This is a genomic window from Acuticoccus kandeliae, assembly GCF_003073115.1.
Window position 1 is genome coordinate 907,865 of record NZ_QBBV01000002.1, and the last position, 23,588, is coordinate 931,452.

35 protein-coding genes and 1 pseudogene are annotated in these 23,588 nt (G+C 65.4%); 7 read left to right on the forward strand and 29 right to left on the reverse strand.

What is annotated here, in order from left to right; translation table 11 throughout:
- Positions 1–514 precede the first annotated feature (514 nt).
- Positions 515–1,951, reverse strand: coding sequence for a hypothetical protein (locus DBV35_RS16910; RefSeq protein ID WP_108661478.1), 1,437 nt, complete (start codon positions 1,949–1,951; stop codon positions 515–517).
- A gap of 340 nt (positions 1,952–2,291) precedes the next feature.
- Between DBV35_RS16910 and DBV35_RS16915 the strand changes: the two genes are divergently transcribed.
- The 7 genes from DBV35_RS16915 (at position 2,292) to DBV35_RS16945 (ending at position 7,107) form a co-directional block, all read left to right on the forward strand.
- Positions 2,292–3,692, forward strand: coding sequence for a glycoside hydrolase family 3 protein (locus DBV35_RS16915; protein WP_108661479.1), 1,401 nt, complete (start codon positions 2,292–2,294; stop codon positions 3,690–3,692).
- Positions 3,693–3,823: 131 nt separating this feature from the next.
- The gene (locus DBV35_RS16920) at positions 3,824–4,153 is read left to right on the forward strand and encodes an AtpZ/AtpI family protein (RefSeq protein ID WP_108661480.1); all 330 of its coding nucleotides are present in this window, start codon (positions 3,824–3,826) and stop codon (positions 4,151–4,153) included.
- Positions 4,154–4,212: 59 nt separating this feature from the next.
- A complete protein-coding gene (locus tag DBV35_RS16925; protein WP_108661481.1) occupies positions 4,213–4,980 on the forward strand; it encodes a F0F1 ATP synthase subunit A in 768 nt (255 codons plus the stop codon).
- Positions 4,981–5,027: 47 nt separating this feature from the next.
- The gene (locus DBV35_RS16930) at positions 5,028–5,255 is read left to right on the forward strand and encodes a F0F1 ATP synthase subunit C (RefSeq protein WP_108661482.1); all 228 of its coding nucleotides are present in this window, start codon (positions 5,028–5,030) and stop codon (positions 5,253–5,255) included.
- 20 nt (positions 5,256–5,275) lie between these two features.
- On the forward strand, positions 5,276–5,896 hold the full coding sequence (locus tag DBV35_RS16935; RefSeq protein WP_108661483.1) for a F0F1 ATP synthase subunit B: 621 nt from the start codon (positions 5,276–5,278) through the stop codon (positions 5,894–5,896).
- On the forward strand, positions 5,889–6,374 hold the full coding sequence (locus DBV35_RS16940; RefSeq protein WP_245943969.1) for a F0F1 ATP synthase subunit B family protein: 486 nt from the start codon (positions 5,889–5,891) through the stop codon (positions 6,372–6,374). Before DBV35_RS16935 ends, DBV35_RS16940 begins: the two co-directional genes overlap by 8 nt.
- A gap of 223 nt (positions 6,375–6,597) precedes the next feature.
- A complete protein-coding gene (locus DBV35_RS16945; RefSeq protein WP_108661485.1) occupies positions 6,598–7,107 on the forward strand; it encodes a YciE/YciF ferroxidase family protein in 510 nt (169 codons plus the stop codon).
- A gap of 95 nt (positions 7,108–7,202) precedes the next feature.
- On the opposite strand, the gene rplQ is transcribed toward DBV35_RS16945, so the two are convergent.
- The 28 genes and pseudogenes from rplQ to tuf all read right to left on the reverse strand — a co-directional run bounded on the left by rplQ (position 7,203) and on the right by tuf (position 23,521).
- Positions 7,203–7,619: a 50S ribosomal protein L17 gene (rplQ, locus tag DBV35_RS16950; RefSeq protein ID WP_108661486.1), complete on the reverse strand. Its 417-nt coding sequence runs from the start codon at positions 7,617–7,619 to the stop codon at positions 7,203–7,205.
- Between the two features lie 116 nt (positions 7,620–7,735).
- Complete coding sequence (locus tag DBV35_RS16955; RefSeq protein ID WP_108661487.1) at positions 7,736–8,761, reverse strand: DNA-directed RNA polymerase subunit alpha; 1,026 nt, start codon at positions 8,759–8,761, stop codon at positions 7,736–7,738.
- A gap of 62 nt (positions 8,762–8,823) precedes the next feature.
- The gene (rpsK, locus tag DBV35_RS16960) at positions 8,824–9,213 is read right to left on the reverse strand and encodes a 30S ribosomal protein S11 (protein ID WP_108661488.1); all 390 of its coding nucleotides are present in this window, start codon (positions 9,211–9,213) and stop codon (positions 8,824–8,826) included.
- A gap of 52 nt (positions 9,214–9,265) precedes the next feature.
- The gene (gene rpsM / locus DBV35_RS16965; protein ID WP_108661489.1) at positions 9,266–9,634 is read right to left on the reverse strand and encodes a 30S ribosomal protein S13; all 369 of its coding nucleotides are present in this window, start codon (positions 9,632–9,634) and stop codon (positions 9,266–9,268) included.
- A 229-nt stretch (positions 9,635–9,863) separates the two neighbouring features.
- Entirely contained in the window at positions 9,864–10,466 is a 603-nt protein-coding gene (locus DBV35_RS16970; RefSeq protein ID WP_108661490.1) for an adenylate kinase, read from the reverse strand.
- Positions 10,463–11,794, reverse strand: coding sequence for a preprotein translocase subunit SecY (gene secY / locus DBV35_RS16975; protein WP_108661491.1), 1,332 nt, complete (start codon positions 11,792–11,794; stop codon positions 10,463–10,465). The genes DBV35_RS16970 and secY overlap by 4 nt, the downstream gene beginning before the upstream one ends.
- Before the next feature lie 579 nt (positions 11,795–12,373).
- Positions 12,374–12,856 (reverse strand): 50S ribosomal protein L15, encoded by a 483-nt coding sequence (gene rplO / locus DBV35_RS16980; protein ID WP_108661492.1) that lies wholly within the window; start codon positions 12,854–12,856, stop codon positions 12,374–12,376.
- Positions 12,857–13,087 carry a 50S ribosomal protein L30 gene (gene rpmD, locus DBV35_RS16985; RefSeq protein WP_108661493.1) on the reverse strand — a complete coding sequence of 77 codons (231 nt, stop codon included), beginning with the start codon at positions 13,085–13,087 and terminating at the stop codon, positions 12,857–12,859. It lies immediately after the preceding gene.
- Positions 13,087–13,674: a 30S ribosomal protein S5 gene (gene rpsE / locus DBV35_RS16990; RefSeq protein ID WP_108661494.1), complete on the reverse strand. Its 588-nt coding sequence runs from the start codon at positions 13,672–13,674 to the stop codon at positions 13,087–13,089. Before rpsE ends, rpmD begins: the two co-directional genes overlap by 1 nt.
- A 42-nt stretch (positions 13,675–13,716) precedes the next feature.
- Complete coding sequence (rplR, locus tag DBV35_RS16995; protein ID WP_108661495.1) at positions 13,717–14,079, reverse strand: 50S ribosomal protein L18; 363 nt, start codon at positions 14,077–14,079, stop codon at positions 13,717–13,719.
- Positions 14,076–14,609, reverse strand: coding sequence for a 50S ribosomal protein L6 (gene rplF, locus DBV35_RS17000; RefSeq protein WP_108661496.1), 534 nt, complete (start codon positions 14,607–14,609; stop codon positions 14,076–14,078). Before rplF ends, rplR begins: the two co-directional genes overlap by 4 nt.
- Before the next feature lie 12 nt (positions 14,610–14,621).
- Positions 14,622–15,020 (reverse strand): 30S ribosomal protein S8, encoded by a 399-nt coding sequence (rpsH, locus tag DBV35_RS17005; RefSeq protein ID WP_108661497.1) that lies wholly within the window; start codon positions 15,018–15,020, stop codon positions 14,622–14,624.
- Positions 15,021–15,030: 10 nt separating this feature from the next.
- Positions 15,031–15,336, reverse strand: coding sequence for a 30S ribosomal protein S14 (gene rpsN / locus DBV35_RS17010; protein WP_108661498.1), 306 nt, complete (start codon positions 15,334–15,336; stop codon positions 15,031–15,033).
- A 10-nt stretch (positions 15,337–15,346) separates the two neighbouring features.
- A complete protein-coding gene (gene rplE, locus DBV35_RS17015) occupies positions 15,347–15,925 on the reverse strand; it encodes a 50S ribosomal protein L5 (RefSeq protein ID WP_108661499.1) in 579 nt (192 codons plus the stop codon).
- Between the two features lie 4 nt (positions 15,926–15,929).
- Positions 15,930–16,247 (reverse strand): 50S ribosomal protein L24, encoded by a 318-nt coding sequence (gene rplX / locus DBV35_RS17020; RefSeq protein ID WP_108661500.1) that lies wholly within the window; start codon positions 16,245–16,247, stop codon positions 15,930–15,932.
- Positions 16,248–16,616 (reverse strand): 50S ribosomal protein L14, encoded by a 369-nt coding sequence (gene rplN, locus DBV35_RS17025; RefSeq protein ID WP_108661501.1) that lies wholly within the window; start codon positions 16,614–16,616, stop codon positions 16,248–16,250.
- 272 nt (positions 16,617–16,888) lie between these two features.
- Positions 16,889–17,116 (reverse strand): annotated as a pseudogene (gene rpsQ / locus DBV35_RS31125) (30S ribosomal protein S17); the annotation flags it as partial.
- A gap of 7 nt (positions 17,117–17,123) precedes the next feature.
- Positions 17,124–17,336, reverse strand: a complete 213-nt coding sequence (rpmC, locus tag DBV35_RS17035; protein WP_108661986.1) for a 50S ribosomal protein L29 — start codon at positions 17,334–17,336, stop codon at positions 17,124–17,126.
- A gap of 3 nt (positions 17,337–17,339) precedes the next feature.
- A complete protein-coding gene (rplP, locus tag DBV35_RS17040) occupies positions 17,340–17,753 on the reverse strand; it encodes a 50S ribosomal protein L16 (protein ID WP_108661503.1) in 414 nt (137 codons plus the stop codon).
- Positions 17,754–17,768: 15 nt separating this feature from the next.
- On the reverse strand, positions 17,769–18,491 hold the full coding sequence (rpsC, locus tag DBV35_RS17045; RefSeq protein WP_108661504.1) for a 30S ribosomal protein S3: 723 nt from the start codon (positions 18,489–18,491) through the stop codon (positions 17,769–17,771).
- Positions 18,491–18,871 (reverse strand): 50S ribosomal protein L22, encoded by a 381-nt coding sequence (gene rplV, locus DBV35_RS17050; protein ID WP_108661505.1) that lies wholly within the window; start codon positions 18,869–18,871, stop codon positions 18,491–18,493. The genes rpsC and rplV overlap by 1 nt, the downstream gene beginning before the upstream one ends.
- On the reverse strand, positions 18,871–19,149 hold the full coding sequence (gene rpsS / locus DBV35_RS17055; RefSeq protein WP_108661506.1) for a 30S ribosomal protein S19: 279 nt from the start codon (positions 19,147–19,149) through the stop codon (positions 18,871–18,873). Before rpsS ends, rplV begins: the two co-directional genes overlap by 1 nt.
- Positions 19,150–19,983, reverse strand: coding sequence for a 50S ribosomal protein L2 (gene rplB / locus DBV35_RS17060; protein ID WP_108661507.1), 834 nt, complete (start codon positions 19,981–19,983; stop codon positions 19,150–19,152).
- Between the two features lie 4 nt (positions 19,984–19,987).
- Positions 19,988–20,284 (reverse strand): 50S ribosomal protein L23, encoded by a 297-nt coding sequence (locus tag DBV35_RS17065; RefSeq protein ID WP_108661508.1) that lies wholly within the window; start codon positions 20,282–20,284, stop codon positions 19,988–19,990.
- Positions 20,284–20,946: a 50S ribosomal protein L4 gene (rplD, locus tag DBV35_RS17070; protein WP_108661509.1), complete on the reverse strand. Its 663-nt coding sequence runs from the start codon at positions 20,944–20,946 to the stop codon at positions 20,284–20,286. The genes DBV35_RS17065 and rplD overlap by 1 nt, the downstream gene beginning before the upstream one ends.
- The gene (rplC, locus tag DBV35_RS17075; protein ID WP_108661510.1) at positions 20,946–21,734 is read right to left on the reverse strand and encodes a 50S ribosomal protein L3; all 789 of its coding nucleotides are present in this window, start codon (positions 21,732–21,734) and stop codon (positions 20,946–20,948) included. Before rplC ends, rplD begins: the two co-directional genes overlap by 1 nt.
- Before the next feature lie 50 nt (positions 21,735–21,784).
- A complete protein-coding gene (gene rpsJ / locus DBV35_RS17080) occupies positions 21,785–22,093 on the reverse strand; it encodes a 30S ribosomal protein S10 (protein WP_205648713.1) in 309 nt (102 codons plus the stop codon).
- Positions 22,094–22,330: 237 nt separating this feature from the next.
- Positions 22,331–23,521 (reverse strand): elongation factor Tu, encoded by a 1,191-nt coding sequence (gene tuf, locus DBV35_RS17085; protein ID WP_108661512.1) that lies wholly within the window; start codon positions 23,519–23,521, stop codon positions 22,331–22,333.
- Positions 23,522–23,588: the final 67 nt, after the last annotated feature.

The following is a 23,588-nucleotide window of genomic DNA, read 5'->3' on the forward strand; positions in this document are numbered from 1 at the left end:
GGCGGTTTGGCCTTAGGCCTTGCTACGCCCTCCTTGGGTGTTTCCTCGACCTCGACACGCCGTTCACTGCGGGCAACAGCCCTTGCGCACACAGGAACGACGTCAAATTCCTTCCACACGTATTCGCCGCTAGGCGTTTACTGATCAATACGTCCTCGCTGGACATTATGTTTGTCGCTATCTGTGGCGGCGGTCAAGTTATTATCTTCGCACTTTCGGCTCGTTCGTTGCCGTCGGCTATCCAACTCGACCTCACCGCCTCCTCCTGCCCGCAAACGCAGCGGATGCTCGGCGGCTGCTTGGGAGCGCTATCAATCTGCGGCAACGAATTCGCCGCCAGCGTTTCGGTCCTTTTCGCGTCGGGAACGCCTTGCCGAGATGCAACCGCGGATGGGCGCACGGCCACAACCGTGGGGCCGAACGGCACCACACGCGCTGGTCGAATGACCCTGCACTTTTTTTAGTCAGTCGCCAATGAGCTGTGTGTGCGCGTCCGAAACGGCACTTCGCCGGCTCACTCGCCGGGGATGGCCTCGTAGCCGAGCGCGCCGACGAAGGCGGCCACCATCGCCTTCTGGATGGTCGAGCCGTGCACGGCCTCGATGTTGTAGTAGCGGCGCTCGTCGTTCAGCACGACGTAGTTGGAGAGCGAGCAGTCATTGTTGTTCGCGCTCACATACTCGTGGACGACATTGAGGCCGAGCGAGATGAAGAGGTTGCGCTGCGTCTTCGCCTCGGCGTCCTCGTCAAGCGGCGTGCCGCCCGCGATCAGGACGAAATGGTCGTAGTCGGCATAGGGCCCGCCATTCACCGGGTAGCCCTTGGTCTTCTGGTCCCACACCTTCACGCTCAGCGCGCCGCCGCGCGTGTTGTTGTGCATCGACAGGATGTGCCGGGCGCCGTCGAAGAGGTTCATCACGAAGCCGGTATAGGTCGGTGTCCCGGCGCTGATCGCGCACGGCCGCGCCGCCGCCGCCGAGGCAGCGAAATAGCGGTTGGGGTCGACACCGCGATAGTTGCGCGTCTCGGTGCCGGCGACCGCGACGAGCCGCCCGCCATAGCGCCTCACCGCGTAGACGGCGGCGTCGAAGGCCTCGTTCTCGTCGTCGTGCGGCAGGTACCAGACCGGCCCGTCCGGATGGGCGGCGTTGCGGATCGACACGAACTCCCAGTCGATGCTGCCCTCGTTCAGCGTCATCCGCTCGATGCACATCGAGGGGCCCATCTCGCTGCGGTTCCGCTGCACGTCTGGATCGCGCACCGTTCCCGCCGGGAGGCACCCGTCCTTCTGGAGAAGCCGCGCGCGCTGCATCAGCACCGCCGAGCGCTCCAGGGCGCGCGGATGGCGCACGGGCGTGTTGCGCGGCATGTGCGCGTCGGAGGAGAGGCGGCCGAAAAACTCGGGATCCGCGGCGCCCGGCGGCAGCGCGCCGACGTCCATCGTCCCCTCGGCGGCCGCCACCTCGAGGATGCCGGCGGTGGAGGCGACGGGTGTGTCCCCGTCCGCCCGGCCGACGCGGACGCGCTCGGCGAGGAGGACGAGGTCGGCCGAGCTCGTCGGCACGAAGGCGACCGCGCGGCGGCGCAGCGTGTCGGTATGGACCGCGGGCTCCGCCTTCAGGAGCGAATCGGCGAGGCGGGCGAGCACCGGCGCGGGATAGGGATCATCCGCCGTGAGCGGCTCCGACCCGGCATAGGTCCGGAAGACCTCCGCGAATCGGTCCGACGCGAAATCGTCCGGCGTCAGCAGCCTGAGGCGCAGGAACGCGATTCGCGCGTAGCACTCCTGCGCGTCCGTGGTCTCGTCCACGGCGACGCGCAGCGCTCCTGCGAGCGTCGCGTTGTCCGCGCTCCTCACTCTGGCGCAACGTTCTGGGTCGAAGGCGCTGGCCGGCGAGGCGAAGACGCACATCGTGACGGCGCCAAGAAGCGCGCCGGTAACGAAACGCATAGCCTCTCCCGGTCGAAATAGATCCGGACGAAGCCTGCGACTGCCCGCTGCAACGGTCAAGGCCAACATTTCGCCATTCAGTGAACTTCCGTTTTGGCGAAATCTTTGTCCGAACGACACGATCGCGCCATTTTTGCCCCCGATTGCGCTGCACCGGCGCAACGGCTGGCGTCATTTTTTGCACACCGACGGCGAAATCCTGCAAACTTTGCTTTCGCAATGTCGCCACCCAGAGTAGGTGCGCCTTGAGGGTCCGCGCGGTGTTCGCCGCAGCGGCGTGCGCCCGGATCCTCACTTCGCACCGATCGCGCCAGCCGGCCGGGACTTCGACGATTTCGCCATGATTGCGAGTGACATGATTGCGACGGTCAGGATCGCTGGGACGCTCCCCACGCTCGCGGCGCTGTGCGCCGCCGCGATGCTGTGGTCGGGCGCGGCGCAGGCGACACCCGACGCAGCCGCCGCCGCGATGGTCCCGTCCGCCATCGCCGCCCCTATCGAGCCCGGCGCCGCCCGGCCGGGCGCTGCGAGCGGTGCGGACGCGGCCGACGAGGAAGGCCGGCGGCACGAGCCGATCCCCCACCGCCACCCGATGACGCGCGCCGCGCGCCGCGCCATCCCCTCGATCGGCCCCTATCAGGGTCCCCGCCCGCCCCGCCCCGGCGAGCCCGTCGGCCCGAACGGCGAATCGCTCGAGATGATGATCGGCCAGATGCTGATGGTCGGCTTCACCGGCGACGATGCGGGCGAGACCGGCGCGAACCTCATCGCGCGCCACGTCGCGGCCGGCCGTCTCGGCGGCGTCCTCTTCTTCGGCCAGAATGTCGAGAGCGCCGATGCGGTGCGCCGCCTCACCAAATGCTTCACCGACGCCTCGCCCCAGGGCCTCCCCGTCCTCCTCGCCGTCGACCAGGAAGGCGGCCGCGTCGAGCGGCTGACGAAGGCGGTCGGCTTCAAGGAGACCCCGTCGGCGCGCGCGATCGGCACCAATGGGCTCGACCGGGCGAGCCTCGTCTATGATCGCCTTGCCGAGAATCTCGCCGCCTGGGGCTTCAACCTCAACCTTGCCCCCGTCGTCGATCTCGGCGTCCAGAAGGACAATCCGGTGATCGCGCGCCTCGGCCGCGCCTACTCCGACGATCCGCGGCTCGTCACCGAATTCGCCCGCGCCTTCATCGAGGCGCACCACGCGGCGGGCGTGCTGACCGCGCTCAAGCACTTCCCCGGCCACGGCTCATCGAAGGGTGATTCGCACACCGGCCTCGTCGACATCTCGGCGAGCTGGTCACCCGACGAGCTCCTCCCCTACAGGACGCTGATCAATGAGGGCCTCGCCGACATGGTCCTCGTCGCGCACGTGAAGCTCGACACGGTGCGCACGGCGAGCCTCGGCGCCGGTCCAGTCGAGAGCGCGCCCGCCACCCTCTCCCCAGACATTATAGAAGGGCTCCTGCGCGGCACGCTCGGCTATGACGGGGTGGTGATCTCCGACGACATGGAGATGGGCTCCATCACCGATCTCGGCGATCCGGTGGAGATCGCCGCGCGCGCGATCCTCGCCGGCAACGACATCCTCGTCTTCGCCGGCGGCGCGGCGCCGGGGCGCGACCTCGTCGCAACCCTTCACCGCCGCATCCGCGAGGCGGCCGAGGCCGATCCCGCCGTGCTCGCCCGAATCGTGCAGAGCTACACGCGCATCGCGCACCTCAAGGCGCGCATGCTCCGCGGCGCCTCGAACTGATCCGCGCCCTCGCGGCGAATTGGCGCGGGCATCGACCCGCGACGACCACCCCAGCGTGCGCATCGCCCGGATGGGGCCTTGCCCTATAATGCGGTAAGATCGCGACATGCCCCGACAGGACGGCGAAGACCATGGCTCCCGATGATTTCGAAGCGCGACGCCGGCGTCTGCGCAATACTCTCAAAGAGCATGATGCCGCAGAGGCGGCCGAGAAAGCGCGCTACGAGCGCAGCTCAATGGCAGGCTATGCTGCGGCTTTCCGCCTCTCTACCGAGTTTATCAGCGCCATAGCGGTCGGATTTGGCCTTGGCTATCTCGCAGATTGGGCGCTTGGAACCACGCCGTGGCTGATGATCGTGCTGCTTCTTCTTGGCTTCGCAGCCGGTGTCCTCAACGTTTTGCGATCAGCGGGCTTGATTCAGACGCCGCAAGTCGGCAAGAGACGCCCCGACGGCACCTGACGGGTCGCCGGGTCCCTTAGTCCTGCCCCACGGGGCGAACCGAGAGCGCGGAAACACACGTGGCCACGACAGAAGGCGGTGGGCTCGATCCCATCCACCAGTTCGAAGTGAAACCGCTGATCGACATCAACGTCGGTGGCGTCGACCTGTCGTTCACGAACGTCTCCCTCTTCATGCTCTTGGCGACGGGCGTGACCCTCGCCCTCATGCTGCTCCCGACCAACAAGCGGGCTCTCGTCCCCGGACGCTGGCAGAACATCGCCGAGCTCGCCTACGAGTTCTCCGGCAACATGCTCCGGTCCTCGGCCGGCGCGGGCGGCATGCGCTTCTTCCCGCTGGTGTTCTCGCTCTTCATGTTCATCCTGATCGCGAACTTCATCGGGATGTTCCCCTACTTCTACACGGTGACGAGCCAGCTCATCGTCACGCTCGCCCTCGCGCTGATCGTGATCCTCACCGTGGTGATCGCCGGCATCCGCATGCACGGCCTCTCCTTCTTCCGGGTGTTCGTGCCGTCCGGCGTGCCGGGCTACATCATCCCGCTGGTCTCCGCGATCGAGGTCATCTCGTTCCTCTCGCGCCCGATCAGCCTCTCCGTCCGTCTCTTCGCCAACATGCTCGCCGGGCACATCATGCTGAAGGTCTTCGCGGCCTTCGTCGTGTCCATGAGCGCGTTCGGAGCCATCGGTGTCGTCGGCGCCGTGTTGCCCCTTGGGATGACCCTCGCTATCACGGCGTTGGAATTCCTGGTTGCGGCCCTGCAAGCCTACGTGTTCGCGGTGCTGACCTGCATCTACCTGAACGACGCCGTTCACCCACACCACTAAACTTCCCCACGCGCACTCAGACAGAAGCGCAATCGAAGGAGCCCCCCATGGAAGCGGAAGCTGCCCGTTATCTTGGTGCCGGTCTGGCATGTTTCGGCCTCGCCGGGACCGCGCTTGGCCTTGGCAACATGTTCGCTCAGTACCTGTCGGGCGCGCTGCGCAACCCGTCGGCTGCTGATGGCCAGTTCGGCCGCCTGATCTTCGGCTTCGCGGTGACGGAAGCGCTCGGCATCTTCTCGCTGCTGATCGCCCTCCTCCTCCTCTTCGCCGTCTAAGACGACAACGAGAGCGCGTGATGTCGACGCAATTGGCACAGGCAGAGGGACACTCCACGGCGCCGGCTCACGACGCCCTGGCCGTTCCTCTCCCCCACACCGAAGGACAGGTCAGCACGCCGCTTCACGGCGGCGAGGACAGCCTGTTCCCGCCTTTCGACATCGACGCCTTCCCGTCGCACCTCTTCTGGCTCGCGATCGCGTTCGGTATTCTCTTCTTCTTTGTCAACCGGCTGGTCGTGCCGAAGGTTGGCGGGATCCTGGAGGACCGTCGTGATCGCATCGCCAGCGACCTTGGTGAGGCCAACCGCCTGACCCGGGAGACCGACGAGGTCATCGCCGCATACGAGGCCGAGCTCGCCGCAGCGCGCCAGAACGCCTACCGTATCGCGCAGGAACGGCGGGATGAGATCAAGGCGGAACAGGCCCGCCAGCAGGCCGAGACCGAGGCGGCGCTCAACGCCCGCATCGCCGAGGCCGAGGCGCAGATCGCCGAACGCCGTGACGCGGCCCTCGCCGACGTGACGGAAATCGCCAGCGACGCTGCCCGCGCGATCGTCGATCGCCTGGCCGACGTCAAGGCCAGCGATGCCGAGGTCGCCGAGGCGGTCCGCCAGTCGGAGGGCAGCGCCCGTGCTTAGCACCGATACCTTCTGGGCCTTTATCGGCCTCGTCCTCTTCCTGATCCTGATGGTCGCCGTCGGCGCGCCGCGCAAGATCGCGGGCCTGCTCGACAACCGGACCAACCGGATCCGCAACGAGCTGGACGAGGCGCGGAAGAACCGCGAAGAGGCGCAGGCCCTCCTCGCCGAATACCAGCGCCGCCGGCGCGACGCCGAGGCGGAAGCCGAATCCATCGTGGAGGAGGCGCGCAAGGAAGCCCGCCGCCTGACGGAAGAGGCCAACGCCAAGCTTCGCGACCTCGTGGAGCGCCGTACGGCGGCCGCTGAGGCCAAGATCGCCCAGGCCGAGGCCCAGGCCATCTCAGAGGTCCGTGGCCGCGCCACCGACCTCGCAATCGCCGCGGCGACCGAATTGCTCACCAAGAAGGTCTCCGGCGACAAGGCCAACCAGATGGTCGACTCCTCGATCGAGACCGTTCGCCAGCGTCTGAACTAAGCCCGGCGGCCCTTCACCGGGCCGTCTGGAAGAACCGACCCGCCGCCTCGCGCGGCGACCTTGAAAGCCCGCCGCGACACCGTCGCCGGCGGGCTTTTCGTGTCCGCACATCACTCGAAACAAAGGAACTTCGTCTCAGATCCGCGCGTTGCAGGGATATCAGACGCGACGCCGACCCCGTGGGCCTGGCACACCGCGTTGCAACCGAAGGAGAACATTCACAATGGGTCTGTTCACCAAGCACATCCGTTCCATGGACGACCTGTTCGTCCACACCCTTCAGGACATCTATTACGCGGAGCATCAGATCAAGAAGGCTCTGCCGAAGATGGTCGACAAGGCGAGCGATCCTGCGCTGAAGCAGGCGTTCGAGCGGCACCTCACCGAGACCGAGGGCCAGATCGAGCGGCTGGAGAAGGTCTTCGAGCTCCATGGCGTGAAGGCCAAGGGCGTCACCTGCGATGCGATCGACGGCATCATAAAGGAGACCGAGAGCATCGTTCACGAGGTGAAGGATGCGACCGTGCTCGACGCCGCCCTCGTCGCCGCCGCACAGGCCGTGGAGCACTACGAGATCACGCGCTACGGCACGCTCGCGAGCTGGGCCGAGCAGCTCGGCCACCCCGACTGCGCGAGCCTCCTGAGGGAGACGCTCGCCGAGGAGGAAGGGGCGGACCAGAAGCTCACCACCCTCGCCAAGGGGCACCTCAACCGGGTCGCGAAGGCGGCCTGAGGCCCCTCCCCCGGCACGGCCCCTTGAGGGCAAAAGAAAAGGGCTGCACCGTCGCCGGTGCAGCCCTTGATCGTTTCCGACCGGATGGTCCGGGCTTACGCCTCGGCCGCCTCAGCCTCGAGACGGGCGCGGTCGTCCGCCCCGCGGGCGCTCTCGTCGCGGTCCACGAACTCGATCACGGCCACAGCGGCGTTGTCGCCATAGCGGAAGCCGGCCTTCATGATGCGCGTGTAGCCGCCATTGCGGCCCTCATAGCGCGGGCCGAGAACGTCGAACAGCTTGCCGACCATCTCGGTGTCGCGGATCTTGGAGATCGCCTGGCGACGCGCGTGGAGGTCGCCGCGCTTGGCGAGGGTCACGAGCTTCTCGATGAACGGGCGAAGCTCCTTGGCCTTCGGGAGCGTCGTGACGATCTGCTCGTGCTTGATGAGCGAGGCCGACATGTTCGCGAACATGGCCAGACGGTGGCTGGATGTCCGATTAAGCTTACGGCCGGACTTTTTGTGACGCATGGCGTCCTCCTCTTGTCATGTGATGCCGGGCGCACCGGCGTTCGCGCTGTTGTGCCGAATGCCGCGAGGGCACCGGGACATGAGAAACGAGCCCCGGAGAACCGGGGCTCGGGTGATCAATAGTGGTGGTCTTCGTAGCGCTTGGCGAGCTCTTCGATGTTGTCGGGCGGCCAGTTCGGCACTTCCATGCCGAGGTGCAGCCCCATCTGCGCCAGCACTTCCTTGATCTCGTTCAGCGACTTGCGGCCGAAGTTCGGCGTGCGGAGCATCTCCGCCTCGGACTTCTGGATCAGGTCGCCGATATAGACGATGTTGTCGTTCTTCAGACAGTTCGCCGAGCGGACCGACAGCTCGAGCTCGTCGACCTTCTTGAGCAGCGCCGGGTTGAAGGCGAGCTCCGGAACGTCCTCGTGGACCTCGGGCTTCTGCGGCTCTTCGAAATTGACGAAGATCGACAGCTGGTCCTGCAGGATGCGCGCGGCGTAGGCCACGGCGTCCTCGGGCGACAGCGAGCCGTCCGTCTCGACCTGCATGGTCAGCTTGTCATAGTCGAGAACCTGGCCCTCGCGGGTGTTCTCGACGCGGTACGACACCTTCTTCACCGGCGAGTAGAGGCTGTCGACCGGGATCAGGCCGATCGCCGCGTCTTCGGGCCGGTTGCGGTCGGCCGGCACGTAACCCTTGCCGGTGTTGACCGAGAATTCCATGCGGATGTCGGCGCCCTCGTCGAGCGTGCAGAGCACGTGCTCGGGGTTGAGGATCGACACGTCGCCAACGGTCTGGATGTCGCCGGCCGTCACCGCGCCCGGACCCTGCTTGCGCAGGACCATGCGCTTCGGGCCCTCGCCCGACATGCGAACGGCGATTTCCTTCACGTTCAGGATGATGTCGGTGACGTCCTCACGCACGCCCGACATCGACGAGAATTCGTGCAGAACCCCGTCGATCTGAACGGACGTGACGGCCGCGCCCTGGAGCGAGGACAGGAGCACACGACGAAGCGCATTGCCGAGCGTGAGGCCAAAGCCGCGCTCGAGCGGCTCGGCGACGACCGTGCCGATGCGCTTCGGGTCGTAGCCCGGCGTCACGTCGAGCTTGTTGGGACGAATCAGCTCCTGCCAATTCTTCTGGTTTGTCGTCACGGATCAATGCCTCATTGTTTTCCCACGACCCGGATTGATCGCGGGCGGTCGCGACGAAAGCGTCAGACGCGGCGGCGCTTGGGCGGGCGGCAGCCGTTGTGCGGGATCGGCGTCACGTCACGGATGGAGGTGATCGTGAAGCCGGCTGCCTGCAGCGCGCGGAGCGCCGATTCGCGACCCGAACCGGGACCGGTCACTTCGACTTCGAGGGTGCGCATGCCATGCTCGGACGCCTTCTTGGCGGCATCCTCGGCGGCGACCTGCGCGGCGTACGGGGTCGACTTGCGCGAACCCTTGAAGCCCATCGCGCCGGAAGAGGACCACGAAATGGCGTTGCCCTGCGCGTCGGTGATCGTGATCTTCGTGTTGTTGAAGGAGGCGTTCACGTGGGCCACGCCCGACGTGATGTTCTTACGCTCCCTGCGCCGAACGCGCGTGGCTTCTTTCGCCATTCAATTCCTCGTTTGCAGCGGGCCGCCGGGTCGCACCGGCACTGGCTCCGAATTACTTCTTCTTGCCGGCGATCGGCTTCGCGGGGCCCTTGCGGGTGCGGGCGTTGGTGTGCGTGCGCTGGCCACGGACCGGAAGGCCACGGCGGTGACGCAGACCGCGATAGCAGCCGAGGTCCATCAGCCGTTTGATGTTCATCGCCGTCTCACGACGGAGATCACCCTCGACCAGATAGTCACGGTCGATCACTTCACGAACGTGCAGCACTTCGGCGTCGGACAGCTCGTTGACGCGACGCTCCGGCGTGATGTTCACCTTTTCGATGATCTCTTGCGCCTTCGCCGGCCCGATGCCGTGAATGTACTGCAGCGCGATGACGACGCGCTTGTTGGTTGGGATATTAACGCCTGCGATACGAGCCACATTGCCTCCACTACCGGTCCCGCGGCCGGCCTAAAATTCACCAGGCCACCCCTGCCCACTGCGTTGCTCCGAACGTGCAACGGGCTGGCTCCGCCGTTGGGCGACGGCGCGACCAGCCATGACGCTTTGGGGTGTGTGCCCTGAACCAGATGCGCAAAAGCAACAAAAGCTCCGCGACTTCTCCAGTTAGGGAGCCTGCCTAGCGTTGTGCAAGCCCCCCGTCAAGAGTTTATCCGGCTGCGCGCACTTTCTCGTTCTGAGCCTCGCTCAGGATCCGCCGAATGTCCGCAGAAACCGCTTCGATCTCTTGCATTCCATCAACGGTTAACAGCTTCCCGATCTGCGCATAATGGTCGATCAGCGGCGCCGTCTGGGCCCGATACACCGAGAGGCGATTCTTCAGCGCCTCGACGGTGTCGTCCTCGCGGACCGCCTCGCCCGATTCGCGCGCCCGAGTCTCGACGCGTTCGGCAAGGGCCTCTTCGTCCACCTGCAGCTCGATCACGGCGTCGAGATCCTTGCCGTGCTCGTGCAGCATGGCCTCCAGCGCCTCGGCCTGGGCGACCGTGCGCGGAAACCCGTCGAGGATGAAGCCGGGACGGCAATCCTCTTCCTCGATCCGGTCCGACACGATCTGAACGACCACATCGTCCGGCACGAGGTCGCCGCGCGCCATGATGTCCTTGGCCTTCAGCCCCACCGGGGTCTCGTGCCGCACCGCGGCCCGCAGCATGTCACCGGTCGACAGCTGCGGTATGCCGTGTTCTTCCATCAGGCGCTTGGCCTGGGTGCCTTTTCCTGCGCCAGGCGGTCCCAGCAAGATCAACCTCATCGACGCTTCCCTTTAAGCTTGGCCTTCTTCACGAGGCCCTCATATTGGTGGGCCAGCAGGTGCCCCTGGACCTGAGCGACTGTGTCCATCGTGACGCTGACCACGATGAGCAGCGAAGTTCCGCCGAAGTAGAAGGGAACGGCGGTCGCGGAGATCATGAACTCCGGCAGGAGACAGATGATCACCAGGTAGATCGCACCGATCACGGTGATTCGGGTCAGCACATAGTCGATGTACTGCGCCGTGCGCTCACCGGGACGGATGCCGGGGATGTAGCCGCCGTGCTTCTTCAGATTGTCGGCCGTGTCGACCGGATTGAACACGATGGCCGTGTAGAAGAAGGCGAAGAAGACGATCAGCGAGGCGTAGACCAGCATGTAGAGGGGCTGGCCGTGGCCGAGGAGCGCCTGGATCGTCCCGAGGATGCCGCTGCCGTCGGAATTGCCGAAGCTCGTGAGCGTCGCCGGCACGAGGAGCAGCGAGGACGCGAAGATCGGCGGGATGACGCCCGCGGTGTTGAGCTTCAGCGGCAGGTGCGAGGAATCGCCCTGGAACATCCGGTTGCCCACCTGACGGCGCGGGTACTGGATGAGGAGGCGCCGCTGCGCGCGCTCCACGAAGACGATGAAGCCGATCACCACCACCGCCATGATGATGACGGCGAGGATGATGGGTGTGGACAAGGCCCCCTGCCGGCCGAGCTCCAGCATGCCCGCGACCGCCGTCGGCAGGCCCGCGATGATGCCGGCGAAGATGATCAGCGAGATGCCGTTGCCGACGCCGCGCGAGGTGATCTGCTCGCCGAGCCACATGAGGAACATGGTGCCGCCGACGAGGGTCACGACCGTCGTGAAGCGGAAGAACATGCCCGGATCGATGACGATATTGCCCGCCGTCTCGAGCCCTACGGCGATGCCGTAGGCCTGGACGGTCGCCAGGATCACCGTGCCGTAGCGGGTGTATTGGTTGATGACCTTGCGGCCCTGCTCGCCTTCCTTCTTCAGCTGCTCGAGCCGCGGTACCACGGTCGTCAGGAGCTGGATGATGATGGAGGCGGAGATGTACGGCATGATGCCGAGCGCGAAGATGGCCATACGGCCGACCGCGCCACCGGCGAACACGTTGAACATGCCGAGGAGGCCGGACTGGGCCTGGTTGAAGGCCGCCTCAAGCGCCACGGGATCGATCCCGGGCAGAGGCACGTAGGTTCCGAGCCGGTAGACCACCAAGGCCCCGAGCGTAAACCAGATGCGCTTCTTCAGCTCATCGGCCTTCGCGAACGCCTTGAAGTTGAGGTTGGCGGCAAGTTGTTCGGCGGCTGACGCCATTTGCGGCTCCGAGACTCAATAAAAAGCTGGCAGTTCGCGACAAGACACGAGCACGCCGTCACACGCAGATGAACCGGATCGATCCACGCGAATCACCGGCATGAGACGCAAGACGCTCTCACGCACGACAAGAGGGGCCGCGGAGGAACGCCCCGTGGCCCTCTCCCCATATCAACACGACGGCGCAATTATCAAGCGCAGCGTCGGGGAACAATGTGCCACGTCCCCGCAAAGTGACAAGCGGGTCGCTCGCGCCCTCGTCGGCAACCCCACGCGCGGCCGCTGAGGGCCACAGGTGGCCGGCCCAATCTGCGGACGAATTCGGGCACCGCCTCCAACGAGAGCGTGCTCCAGCGTCCTCCAGACGGCGTATGGAAGGCGCGCGAGCGCCCTGCCCTGCCGGTGGCCGACAATCGGGGATGTGCGATCTCGGCGCGGATGCGCTGGCACCCGCGTGGCGCGGGGCGGTATCACCACACCGGGACGATCGGCGCGCCGTCGATCCCGGCCGTCGCGGGCGGGAAACGCAAAACGGCCCGGACGGGGATGCCGACCGGGCCGTCATGGTCACAATCAGGATCAGGCTTCGGAGGTTTCCGGCGCCTTGACGAGAAGCTCGATCGAGCCGCCCGCCTTTTCGATCGCCTCGACGGCGGCCTTGGACGCGCCGGCTACCGACAGCTTCAGCGCCGTCGTGAGCTCGCCGTCGGCCAGGACCCGGACCCCGTCCTTCGCGCGGCGCAGAACGCCCGCGGCGACGAGGCTCTCGGCCGTCACCGTCTCACCCGCCGAGAGCTTGCCGGCTTCCACCGCCTGCTGCAGGCGGCCGAGGCTGACGATGTTGTAGCTCTTGGCGAAGATGTTGTTGAAGCCACGCTTCGGCAGGCGCATGTGGATGGGCATCTGCCCGCCCTCAAACCCCTTGATGGCGACGCCCGAACGCGACTTCTGACCCTTCACACCCCGGCCGGCGGTCTTGCCGCGGCCAGAGCCGATACCACGGGCGAGGCGACGCTTCGGCTTCGCCGCACCCGGATTGTCTCGAAGATCGGACAGCTTCATTTACGCCTCCACGATCCGCACAAGGTGATGGACCTTGTGGATCATGCCACGCACGGCCGGCGTGTCTTCCAACACGCGGCGGCGGTGCATCTTGTTGAGGCCAAGACCGATGAGGGTCTGGCGCTGCTCGCTCGGCCGACGGATCGGGCTGCCGATCTGCTCGACCGTGATGACGGGACGGCCGGCGGCCTTCGCCGCCTTCGCCCCTTCGGTCTCACGAAAGTCGGGCATCAGGCCATCTCCGCCTGGCTCTCGTCCGCCACCGGCGCGTCATGCTCGGCATCGCGGCGACGGGCCTGGAGGGCCGACACCTTGAGACCGCGACGGGCCGCCACGGAACGCGGCGAATCCTGATCCTTCAGCGCCTCGAAGGTCGCACGGATCATGTTGTACGGGTTCGAGGAGCCGAGCGACTTCGCCACGATGTCGTGGACGCCCAGCGTCTCGAACACGGCGCGCATCGGACCGCCCGCGATGATGCCGGTGCCCGGAGGGGCGGCACGCAGGAAGACCTTGCCCGCACCCCAGCGGCCGGCCACATCGTGATGCAGCGTGCGGCCTTCGCGCAGCGGCACGCGGATGAGCGTGCGCTTCGCGGAGTCCGTCGCCTTGCGGATCGCCTCAGGCACTTCGCGCGCCTTGCCGTGGCCGAAACCGACCCGGCCCTTCGTGTCACCCACAACGACGAGCGCGGCAAAGCCGAAGCGCCGGCCGCCCTTCACCACCTTCGCCACACGGTTGATGTGGACGAGCTTGTCGGTGAACTCGTTGTCCTCTTCGTCGCGGTCGCGCCGGCGACCCCTACGTTCGTCTGCCATACTTACCCCTTCCCGGCCGTTCGGTGCCCCGCGTACCGGGCGTTAAAAGTCCAGACCGCCTTCGCGCGCGGCATCCGCCAGCGCCTTGAGACGGCCGTGATAGAGACGGCCACCGCGGTCGAAAATCACCTTCTCGACGCCCGCGGCCTTGGCCCGTTCGGCGATCAGCGCGCCGACGCGCGCCGCGGCCGACGTGTCCGCCCCCGTCTTCAGCTCATCACGCAGCGACTTCTCGATCGTCGACGCGGAGGCGACGGTGCGCCCATCGAGATCGTCGATCACCTGCGCATAGATATGCTGCGAGGACCGGAACACAGAAAGGCGAGGACGGCCGTTGGCGGCAGTCTTGAGATGACGGCGGACGCGGGCGCGGCGCCGATCGGAGCGAATGCGTTCCCGGCTCACTTCTTCTTACCTTCCTTGCGCACGATCGTCTCGTCCGCATACTTCACGCCCTTGCCCTTATAGGGCTCCGGCGGACGCCACTTGCGGATCTCGGCGGCGACCTGACCAACACGCTGCTTGTCGATGCCCGACACGACGATCTCCGTCGGCTTCGGGCACTTGATGTCGATCCCGTCCGGGATCGCATACTTCACGTCGTGCGAGTAGCCGAGCGCGAGGACGAGGTCCTTGCCCTGGACCGCGGCGCGATAACCGACGCCGTTGATCTGCAGGGCCTTCGAGAAGCCTTCCGTCACGCCGGTCACCAGGTTCGCGACCATGGTGCGGGAAAGACCCCACATGGCGCGCGCCCGCTGCTCTTCGTTCACCGGATCGACCTTGATGCCGTCCGGCGTCTCCTTGACGGTGACGAGGTCGGGAACGGTGAAGGACAGTTCGCCCTTCGGACCCTTCACCGATACCGTCTGCCCGTCGATCTTGGCGGTGACCCCCTTCGGGACCGGAACCGCCAGCTTGCCAATTCGCGACACTGGCGCCCTCCCTTAGAAGATCTGGCAGAGCACTTCGCCGCCGACATTTTCGTCGCGCGCCTGGTGCTCGCTCATGACGCCCTTGGACGTCGACAGGATGGAGATGCCGAGACCGTCGCGAACCCGCGGCAAGGTCGTCACCGACGAGTAGACCCGGCGGCCCGGCTTGGAGACGCGCTTGATCTCGCGGATCACGGGCGCGCCGTCATAGTACTTGAGCTCGATGTCGATCTCGGACCGGCCGTTGTCGTGCGTGGTCACCGAGTAGCCGCGGATATAACCCTCGGCCTTCAGAACATCGAGAACGTTGACGCGAAGCTTGGAGCCCGGCGTCTGGACACTCGAACGCTTGCGCATCTGAGCGTTGCGGATACGCGTCAGCATATCACCCAGGGGATCAGTCAGATTCATCGCCGTTGCCTTACCAGCTCGACTTCACGAGGCCCGGCACCTTGCCGGCAGACCCGAGTTCGCGCAGCGCAATACGGCTCATCTTGAGCTTACGGTAATACGCCTTCGGACGACCCGTCACTTCGCAACGGTTCTTCACGCGGTTCGGAGCGGAGTTGCGCGGAAGCGCGGAGAGCTTGAGCTGAGCCGCAAACCGCTCTTCCATCGGAAGATCCTGGTTGTGCGTAATCTCGCGCAGGGCTGCCCGCTTCGCCGCATACTGGTCGACGAGCTTCTTCCGCTTGGCGTTGTTCTCGATCTTGCCTTTCTTGGCCATGTCTCGCCCCTTACTGCCGAAACGGAAAGTTGAACAAGCGCAACATTTCGCGCGCTTCGCCGTCCGTCCTGGCGGTCGTCGCCACGATGATGTCCATACCCCAGACCTGATCGACCTTGTCGTAGACGATCTCGGGGAACACCAGATGTTCCTTGATGCCGCAAGCGAAGTTGCCGCGACCGTCGAAGCTCTTCGGGTTGAGACCACGGAAGTCCTTCACCCGCGGGAGCGCGATGGTCACGAACCGGTCGAGGAACTCGAACATCTTCTGCCGACGCAGCGTGACCTTGCAGCCGAGCGGCATCTGCTCGCGGACCTTGAAACCCGCGATCGAGTTCTTCGCACGCGTCATGACCGGCTGCTGGCCGGCGATCAGCGTGAGGTCCTTCATCGCCGACTGCACCTTGCGGGTGTCGGAGGTCGCCTCACCGACGCCCATGTTGATGACCACCTTGTCGAGGCGGGGGATCATCATGGGGTTGGTGTAGTTGAACTTTTCCTTCAGGCCCGGAACCACCGTCTCGCGGTAGAACTTGGCAAAGCGCGGCTCATAGCCTTCCGGGAGACCCACGGTCTCCGGCGCGTCCATGACATCAGCCATCGATCACCTCCCCGGAACGCTTCGCGATGCGAACCTTCGTCCCGTCGTCATTGATGCGGAAACCGACGCGGGTCGGCTTGCCGTCCTTCGGGTCCGCGATGGCCAGGTTCGACAGGTCGATCGGCGCAGCCTTGGCGATGATACCGCCTTCGGTCTGGGCCGTCTGACGCTGATGACGCTGCACGGTGTTCACGCCGTTGACGAGGGCGCGGCCCTCCTTCGGCATGACCTTGGAGACCTCGCCGGACTTGCCTTTGTCGCGGCCAGCGAGAACGACCACCCGGTCGCCCTTTTTAATTTTCGCGGCCATCTACAAAACCTCCGGCGCGAGCGAAATAATCTTCATGTGGTTCGATTGGCGCAGCTCGCGCGGCACCGGGCCAAAGATGCGGGTGCCGATGGGCTCCTTGTTGTTGTTCACAAGGACGGCCGCATTGCCGTCGAAGCGGATCACCGAGCCATCGGCCCGCTTGATGTCCTTCGACGTGCGAACGACGACGGCCTTCGCCACATCGCCCTTCTTCACTCGACCGCGCGGGCTCGCTTCCTTCACGGACACCACGATGATGTCCCCGACGGAAGCGTACTTGCGCTTCGAGCCGCCCAGCACCTTGATGCACATGACCCGGCGAGCGCCGGAATTGTCGGCGACGGCGAGGTTAGTTTGCATCTGGATCATAGCTTCATCTCATGTTGGGACCGCACAGCGGTCCGGCACTCAAGTCGCAACCGCCGGAGCGGCAGAACCGGCTCCAGCGATCCAAATCACCAAACGCGCAAAGAATGCGCGAGCCTCCAGGTCCGGCCTCAGGCCGTCCCCTCGCCCGCATGGGCTTCCGCCTCATGCGCGGCGCGCTCGACCGCCTGGGCGTCACCGCCGGCGGCCGACACCGCAGCCGCCGCGGCCTGAGCCTCGGCATCCGCAGCGATGAGTTCACCGGCCGGCGTCAGCGCACCGACGACCCGCCAGGACTTCAGCTTCGAAATCGGACGGCATTCCTCGATCCGAACGCGGTCACCGACGTGGTACCGGTTGGTCTCGTCATGCGCGTGATAGGTCTTCGAGCGACGCACCGTCTTCTTGAGCAGCGGGTGCGCAAAGCGGCGCTCCACAGAGACAACAATCGTCTTGTTGCCCTTGTCGGAGGTCACGATCCCTTCAAGGTTACGCTTCGGCATGAAACCCTCACTCAGCCGACGTCGCCGCTTCCGCGGCGCGACGCTGGCCCAAAATCGTCTTGATCCGCGCAATGTCGCGACGGATCACGCGAACCCGCGCGGTGTTCTCCAGCTGGCCGGTGGCCCGCTGGAAGCGCAGGTTGAACTGCTCTTTCTTCAGATCGCGAAGCTGGTCGACGAGCTCGTCGGACGTCTTCGCACGAACCTCTTCTGCCCGCATCATCTACTCCGCAATGCGCTGCACGAAGCGCGTCTTGATCGGGAGCTTCGCGCCGGCCAGGCGGAACGCCTCGCGCGCAATCTCTTCCGAAACACCGTCGATCTCGAACATGATGCGGCCCGGATGCACGCGCGCCGCCCAATATTCGACCGAACCCTTGCCCTTACCCATACGCACTTCGGTCGGCTTCTTCGACACCGGCACGTCCGGGAAGATACGGATCCACACGCGACCCTGACGCTTCATGTGACGGGTCATCGCGCGACGGGCCGCCTCGATCTGACGGGCCGTCACCCGCTCCGGCTCCATGGCCTTCAGGCCGAAGGTGCCGAAATTGAGATCCGTGCCGCCCTTCGCGACGCCGTGGATGCGGCCCTTGTGCTGCTTGCGGAATTTCGTCCGCTTCGGCTGCAACATTGATAGAGCCCCCTCTTACGCGCGGTCGCCGCGGTCATCACCGCGACGGCGACCGGACGAGCCCTGGTTCGACGCCTCGGTGGCGCGCCGTTCGGACGCCATCGGGTCGTGCTCCAGGATCTCACCCTTGAAGATCCAAACCTTCACGCCGCAGGTCCCGTAAGCGGTCTCCGCGGTCGCGATCCCGTAGTCGATGTCCGCACGCAGCGTGTGCAGCGGCACGCGACCTTCGCGATACCACTCCGTCCGCGCGATTTCGGCACCGCCCAGACGACCGCCGCAGTTGATGCGGATGCCGCCGGCGCCCATGCGCATCGCGGTCTGCACCGCGCGCTTCATGGCGCGGCGGAACGCAATACGGCGCTCGAGCTGCTGCGCGATGGAGGCCGCGACCAGCGTCGCGTCGACCTCGGGCTTGCGCACCTCAACGATGTTGATGTGCACTTCCGAGTCGGTCATCGCCGACACCTTCTTGCGCAGGCGATCGATATCGGCGCCCTTCTTGCCGATCACAACCCCCGGACGCGCAGAATGGATCGTCACGCGGCACTTTTTGTGCGGGCGCTCGATCACGATCTTCGAAACCGCAGCCTGCTTCAGTTCCTTCATGAGCATCGCGCGGATGGCGATGTCTTCATGCAGGAGCTTGCCGTACTCGCCGCCCTCGGCGTACCAGCGCGAATCCCAGGTGCGATTGATGCCGAGCCGCAGGCCGATCGGCGAAACTTTCTGACCCATCAGGCTGCCTCCTCAACTTCCCGCACCACGATGGTGAGGTGCGAAAACGGCTTCTCAATGCCGCCGACACGACCACGGCCACGCGGACGGAAGCGCTTCATGACAAGCGCCTTGCCCACATAGGCTTCCTTCACGACCAGCGCGTCGACGTCGAGGTCGTGGTTGTTCTCGGCGTTCGCGATGGCCGACTCGAGCGTCTTGCGCACGTCGACCGCGATCCGCTTGCGGCTGAACTCCAGATCCGCCAGCGCCTTCGAAACCGGCTTGCCACGGATCATGGCTGCCACCAGGTTGAGCTTCTGGGGGCTGACGCGGATCATCTTGTTGACGGCACGCGCCTCGGTTTCGGCGAGGGCGCGGGGGCGTTTTGCCTTACCCATTACTTCCTCTTCGCCTTCTTGTCGGCGCCGTGTCCGTAGTACGTGCGCGTCGGCGAGAACTCGCCGAACTTGTGACCAACCATGTCTTCGGTCACGAGCACCGGAATGTGCTTCTGACCGTTATAAACGCCAAACGTCAGACCAACGAAGTGAGGCAGAATGGTCGAACGACGCGACCAGATCTTGATGACCTCGTTGCGACCGCCCTCGCGGACCTTCTCCGCCTTCTTCAGGAGGTATCCGTCGACGAACGGACCTTTCCAGACTGAGCGAGTCATTTACTTCTTCCGTGCGTGACGCGAGCGGACGATGTACTTGTCCGTCGACTTGTTGGAGCGGGTGCGCTTGCCCTTCGTCGGCTGGCCCCACGGGGTCACCGGGTGACGGCCACCCGAGGTGCGGCCTTCACCACCACCGTGCGGGTGGTCGAACGGGTTCATCGCGACACCGCGCGTCTGCGGGCGACGGCCGAGCCAGCGCGAGCGGCCCGCCTTCGAAAGATTGATGTTGCCGTGGTCGGGGTTCGACACCGCGCCGCAGGTGGCCATGCAGGCCCCCGGCACGCGGCGCTGTTCGCCCGACTGCAGGCGCAGGACGGCATAGCCGCCGTCACGGCCGACGAGCTGGCAGTAGCCGCCGGCGGCGCGCGCGATCTGGCCACCCTTCATCGGCTTCATCTCCACATTGTGGATGATGGTGCCGACGGGGATCGACGAGAGCGGCATCGCGTTGCCCGGCTTCACGTCAACCTTCGCGCCCGAGATCACCGTGTCGCCGGCCGAAAGGCGCTGCGGCGCGATGATGTAGGCGAGCTCGCCGTCCTCATACTTGATGAGGGCGATGAAGGCCGAACGGTTCGGGTCGTATTCGAGGCGCTCGACCGTGGCCGGCACATCGAACTTGCGACGCTTGAAGTCGACGATGCGATAAGCGCGCTTGTGACCGCCGCCACGATGACGGCTCGTCTTGCGGCCGACATTGTTGCGGCCGCCGGACTTCGTCAGACCTTCGGTCAGCGACTTCTCGGGCTTGCCCTTGTAAAGGCCGTCCCGCTTGACGATGACGAGCTGGCGCTGGCCGGGCGACGTCGGATTGAATGTCTTCAGTGCCATCGGATTAGAGCCCCGTCGTCACGTCGATGGATTGACCGTCGGCGAGCGTGACAATGGCGTGCTTCACATCCGACTGGCGCCCTTTGACGCCGCGGAAGCGCTTCACCTTGCCCTTGCGCACCAGCGTGTTGACGGCCGTCACCTTCACGGAGAAGAGCGCCTCGACGGCGGCCTTGATCTCCGGCTTCGAAGCCGTCTTCGTCACGCGGAAGACGATCTGGTTGTTCTCGGACGCCTCGGTCGACTTCTCGGTGATCACCGGAGAGACGATGACGTCATAGTGGTTGAGCGCGATCGCCATCAGGCCGCCTCCCCTTCGGCGGCGTTGATTGCCGCGGCGCCGGCACCGGCGAGGCGCGCCTCGATCCCGTCAAGGGCCGAACGCGTCAGGACCAGCGTGTCGCGACGCATGATGTCGTACACATTGAGGCCGGCGACCGGCAGAACGTCGATCATCGGGATGTTGCGGGCGGCCTTCGCGAAGTTCGCGTCGACGTCCGCATCGATGATCAGCGCGTTCGACAGGCCGAGCGCGGCGAACTGCTCGCGCAGCGCCTTGGTCTTCACCGCATCGACGGCCGCGTTCTCGAGCACGATCAGCGTCGCGCCCTTTGCCTTCGCCGAGAGGGCGTGGCGCAGGCCGAGCGCGCGGACCTTCTTCGGCAGCTCGTGCGAATGGTCACGAACCTTCGGCCCGTGCGCCTTCGAGCCACCGCGGAACTGCGGCGCCTTCTTGTCGGAGTGACGGGCGCGGCCCGTCCCCTTCTGGCGGTACATCTTCTTGCCGGTGGCGTTGATCTCGCCGCGGGTCAGCGACTTGTGCGTACCAGCCTGCCGACGGGCGAGCTGCCAGCGCACAACTCGGTGGAGAAGATCCGCGCGGGGCTCCAAACCAAACGTCTCATCGGGCAGGCTAACCGTACCCGCGTCCTCACCGGCGAGCGTTTTGACGACAATGTCCATCACGCATCACCCTTGTTCGTGTCTTCAACGGTCGCGGGCGCGTCGTTGACGGCCTCGTTGACCTCGGCCTCCGGAGCGGCGACGGCCTCTGCCTTCGGCGTCTCGTCGTTGTCCGGCATGCGGAACGCACCCGGCATCGGCGCACCCTCGGGGGCCGGCTTCTTCACCGCGTCGCGCAGCATCACCCAGGAGCCCTTGGACCCCGGAACCGCGCCCTTCACCAGAACCAGGCCGCGCGCCGTGTCGACGCGGGCGATCGTGAGGTTCTGCGTGGTCACGCGCTCGGAGCCCATGTGACCGGCCATCTTCTTACCCTTGAAGATCTTGCCGGGGTCCTGGCACTGGCCGACCGAACCGTGGCTGCGGTGAGAGATCGACACACCGTGGGAGGCCCGAAGACCACCGAAATTGTGCCGCTTCATCGCACCCGCGAAGCCCTTGCCGATCGATGTGCCCGTCGCGTCCACGAACTGACCCTCGAGGAAATGGTCGGCGGTGATCTCCGCGCCCACTTCGATGAGGTTGTCCGCCGACACGCGGCACTCGGCCAGCGCACGCTTGGGCTCCACATTCGCCTTCGCGAAATGGCCGCGCATCGCCTTCGTGGTGTTCTTCGCCTTGGCGCGACCGGCGCCAAGCTGAAGCGCCACATAGCCGTCGCGTTCGGCCGTCCGCTGCGCCACGACCTGGCAGCCATCCAGCGCCAGAACCGTCACAGGCACATGCTCGCCCGCATCGTTGTAGATGCGGGTCATCCCGATCTTCTTTGCGATGATCGCCGAACGCATCGCTCTACCCTTCCGCCCTAAGGCCTCGTCAAAACTCAGATCGACCAAGCTTAGAGCTTGATCTCGACATCAACGCCCGCTGCAAGGTCGAGCTTCATCAGCGCGTCGACCGTCTGCGGCGTCGGGTCGACAATGTCGAGGAGCCGCTTGTGCGTGCGAATTTCGAACTGCTCGCGGCTCTTCTTGTCGATGTGCGGCGAACGGTTCACGGTGTATCGTTCGATACGAGTGGGAAGCGGGACCGGCCCGCGTACCTGAGCACCCGTCCGCCGCGCCGTCTGCACGATCTCCTTGGTGGAGCTGTCGAGCACACGGTGATCGAACGCTTTCAGGCGTATGCGAATATTCTGGTTCATCACGCTCTTCTTGCACCCGCCGCAACGGACGACTTCGCCTGCCCGATCCCCTCAGAGTGAGGACCGACAGACCTGGAAATCATGACTCGATGGCTGACGCCCCATCCGTATGGGGCGGCGCGAAACGTAATCAACGATCGCGCCAATTGCCAGCATTTTCTGCACCCCGATGACAAAAAGATGACGCCGGGTACGGGAAGAGGCGCGGCCGTGGCCGCGCCTCTGATCTTGCCTTCGAGATTACTCGACGATCGTCGCGACGACGCCGGCGCCGACGGTGCGGCCACCTTCGCGGATAGCGAAGCGGAGCTGCTCTTCCATCGCGATCGGCTGGATCAGCTCGACGTTGATCTCGACGTTGTCACCCGGCATCACCATCTCGGTGCCTTCCGGCAGCGTCACCACGCCCGTCACGTCGGTCGTGCGGAAGTAGAACTGCGGACGGTAGTTGGTGAAGAACGGGGTGTGGCGGCCGCCCTCTTCCTTCGTGAGGATGTAGGCGGAAGCCTTGAACTTCTTGTGCGGCTTGACCGAGCCCGGCTTGCACAGGACCTGGCCACGCTCGACGTCTTCACGGCCAACGCCGCGAAGGAGCGCGCCGATGTTGTCGCCAGCCTGGCCCTGATCGAGCAGCTTGCGGAACATCTCGACGCCCGTGACGGTCGTCTTGGTGGTGTCGCGGATGCCGACGATCTCGACTTCCTCACCCACCTTCACGATGCCACGCTCGACACGGCCGGTCACGACGGTGCCGCGGCCGGAGATCGAGAACACGTCTTCGATCGGCATCAGGAAGGCGCCGTCGATCGGACGCTCCGGCTCCGGAATGTAGGCGTCGACTTCGCGCATGAGCTCGATGATCGCGTCATGACCGATGGTCTTGTCGGAATCTTCGAGAGCCGCGAGAGCCGAACCCTTCACGATCGGAATGTCGTCGCCCGGGAACTCGTAAGAGCTCAGGAGCTCACGAACTTCGAGCTCGACGAGCTCGAGGAGCTCCGGGTCGTCGACCTGGTCGACCTTGTTGAGGAACACCACGATCGCCGGGACGCCGACCTGACGGGCGAGCAGGATGTGCTCGCGGGTCTGGGGCATCGGGCCGTCGGCGGCCGAGACCACCAGGATGGCGCCGTCCATCTGCGCCGCGCCGGTGATCATGTTCTTCACGTAGTCGGCGTGACCCGGGCAATCGACGTGCGCGTAGTGACGGTTTTCCGTCTCATACTCCACGTGGGCCGTGGAGATGGTGATGCCACGGGCCTTCTCTTCGGGAGCTGCGTCGATCTGGTCGTAAGCCTTGTACGTCGCGCCGCCCGTTTCCGCCAACACCTTCGTGATCGCCGCTGTCAGCGACGTCTTGCCATGGTCGACGTGACCAATGGTGCCGATGTTCAGGTGCGGCTTATTACGCTGAAACTTCTCCTTCGCCATTGGCGATTCTCCACTGTCCTCTTGGGTCCGGCGCTGACGCTAGATAAGTCAAGGTGGCACCGCCCCG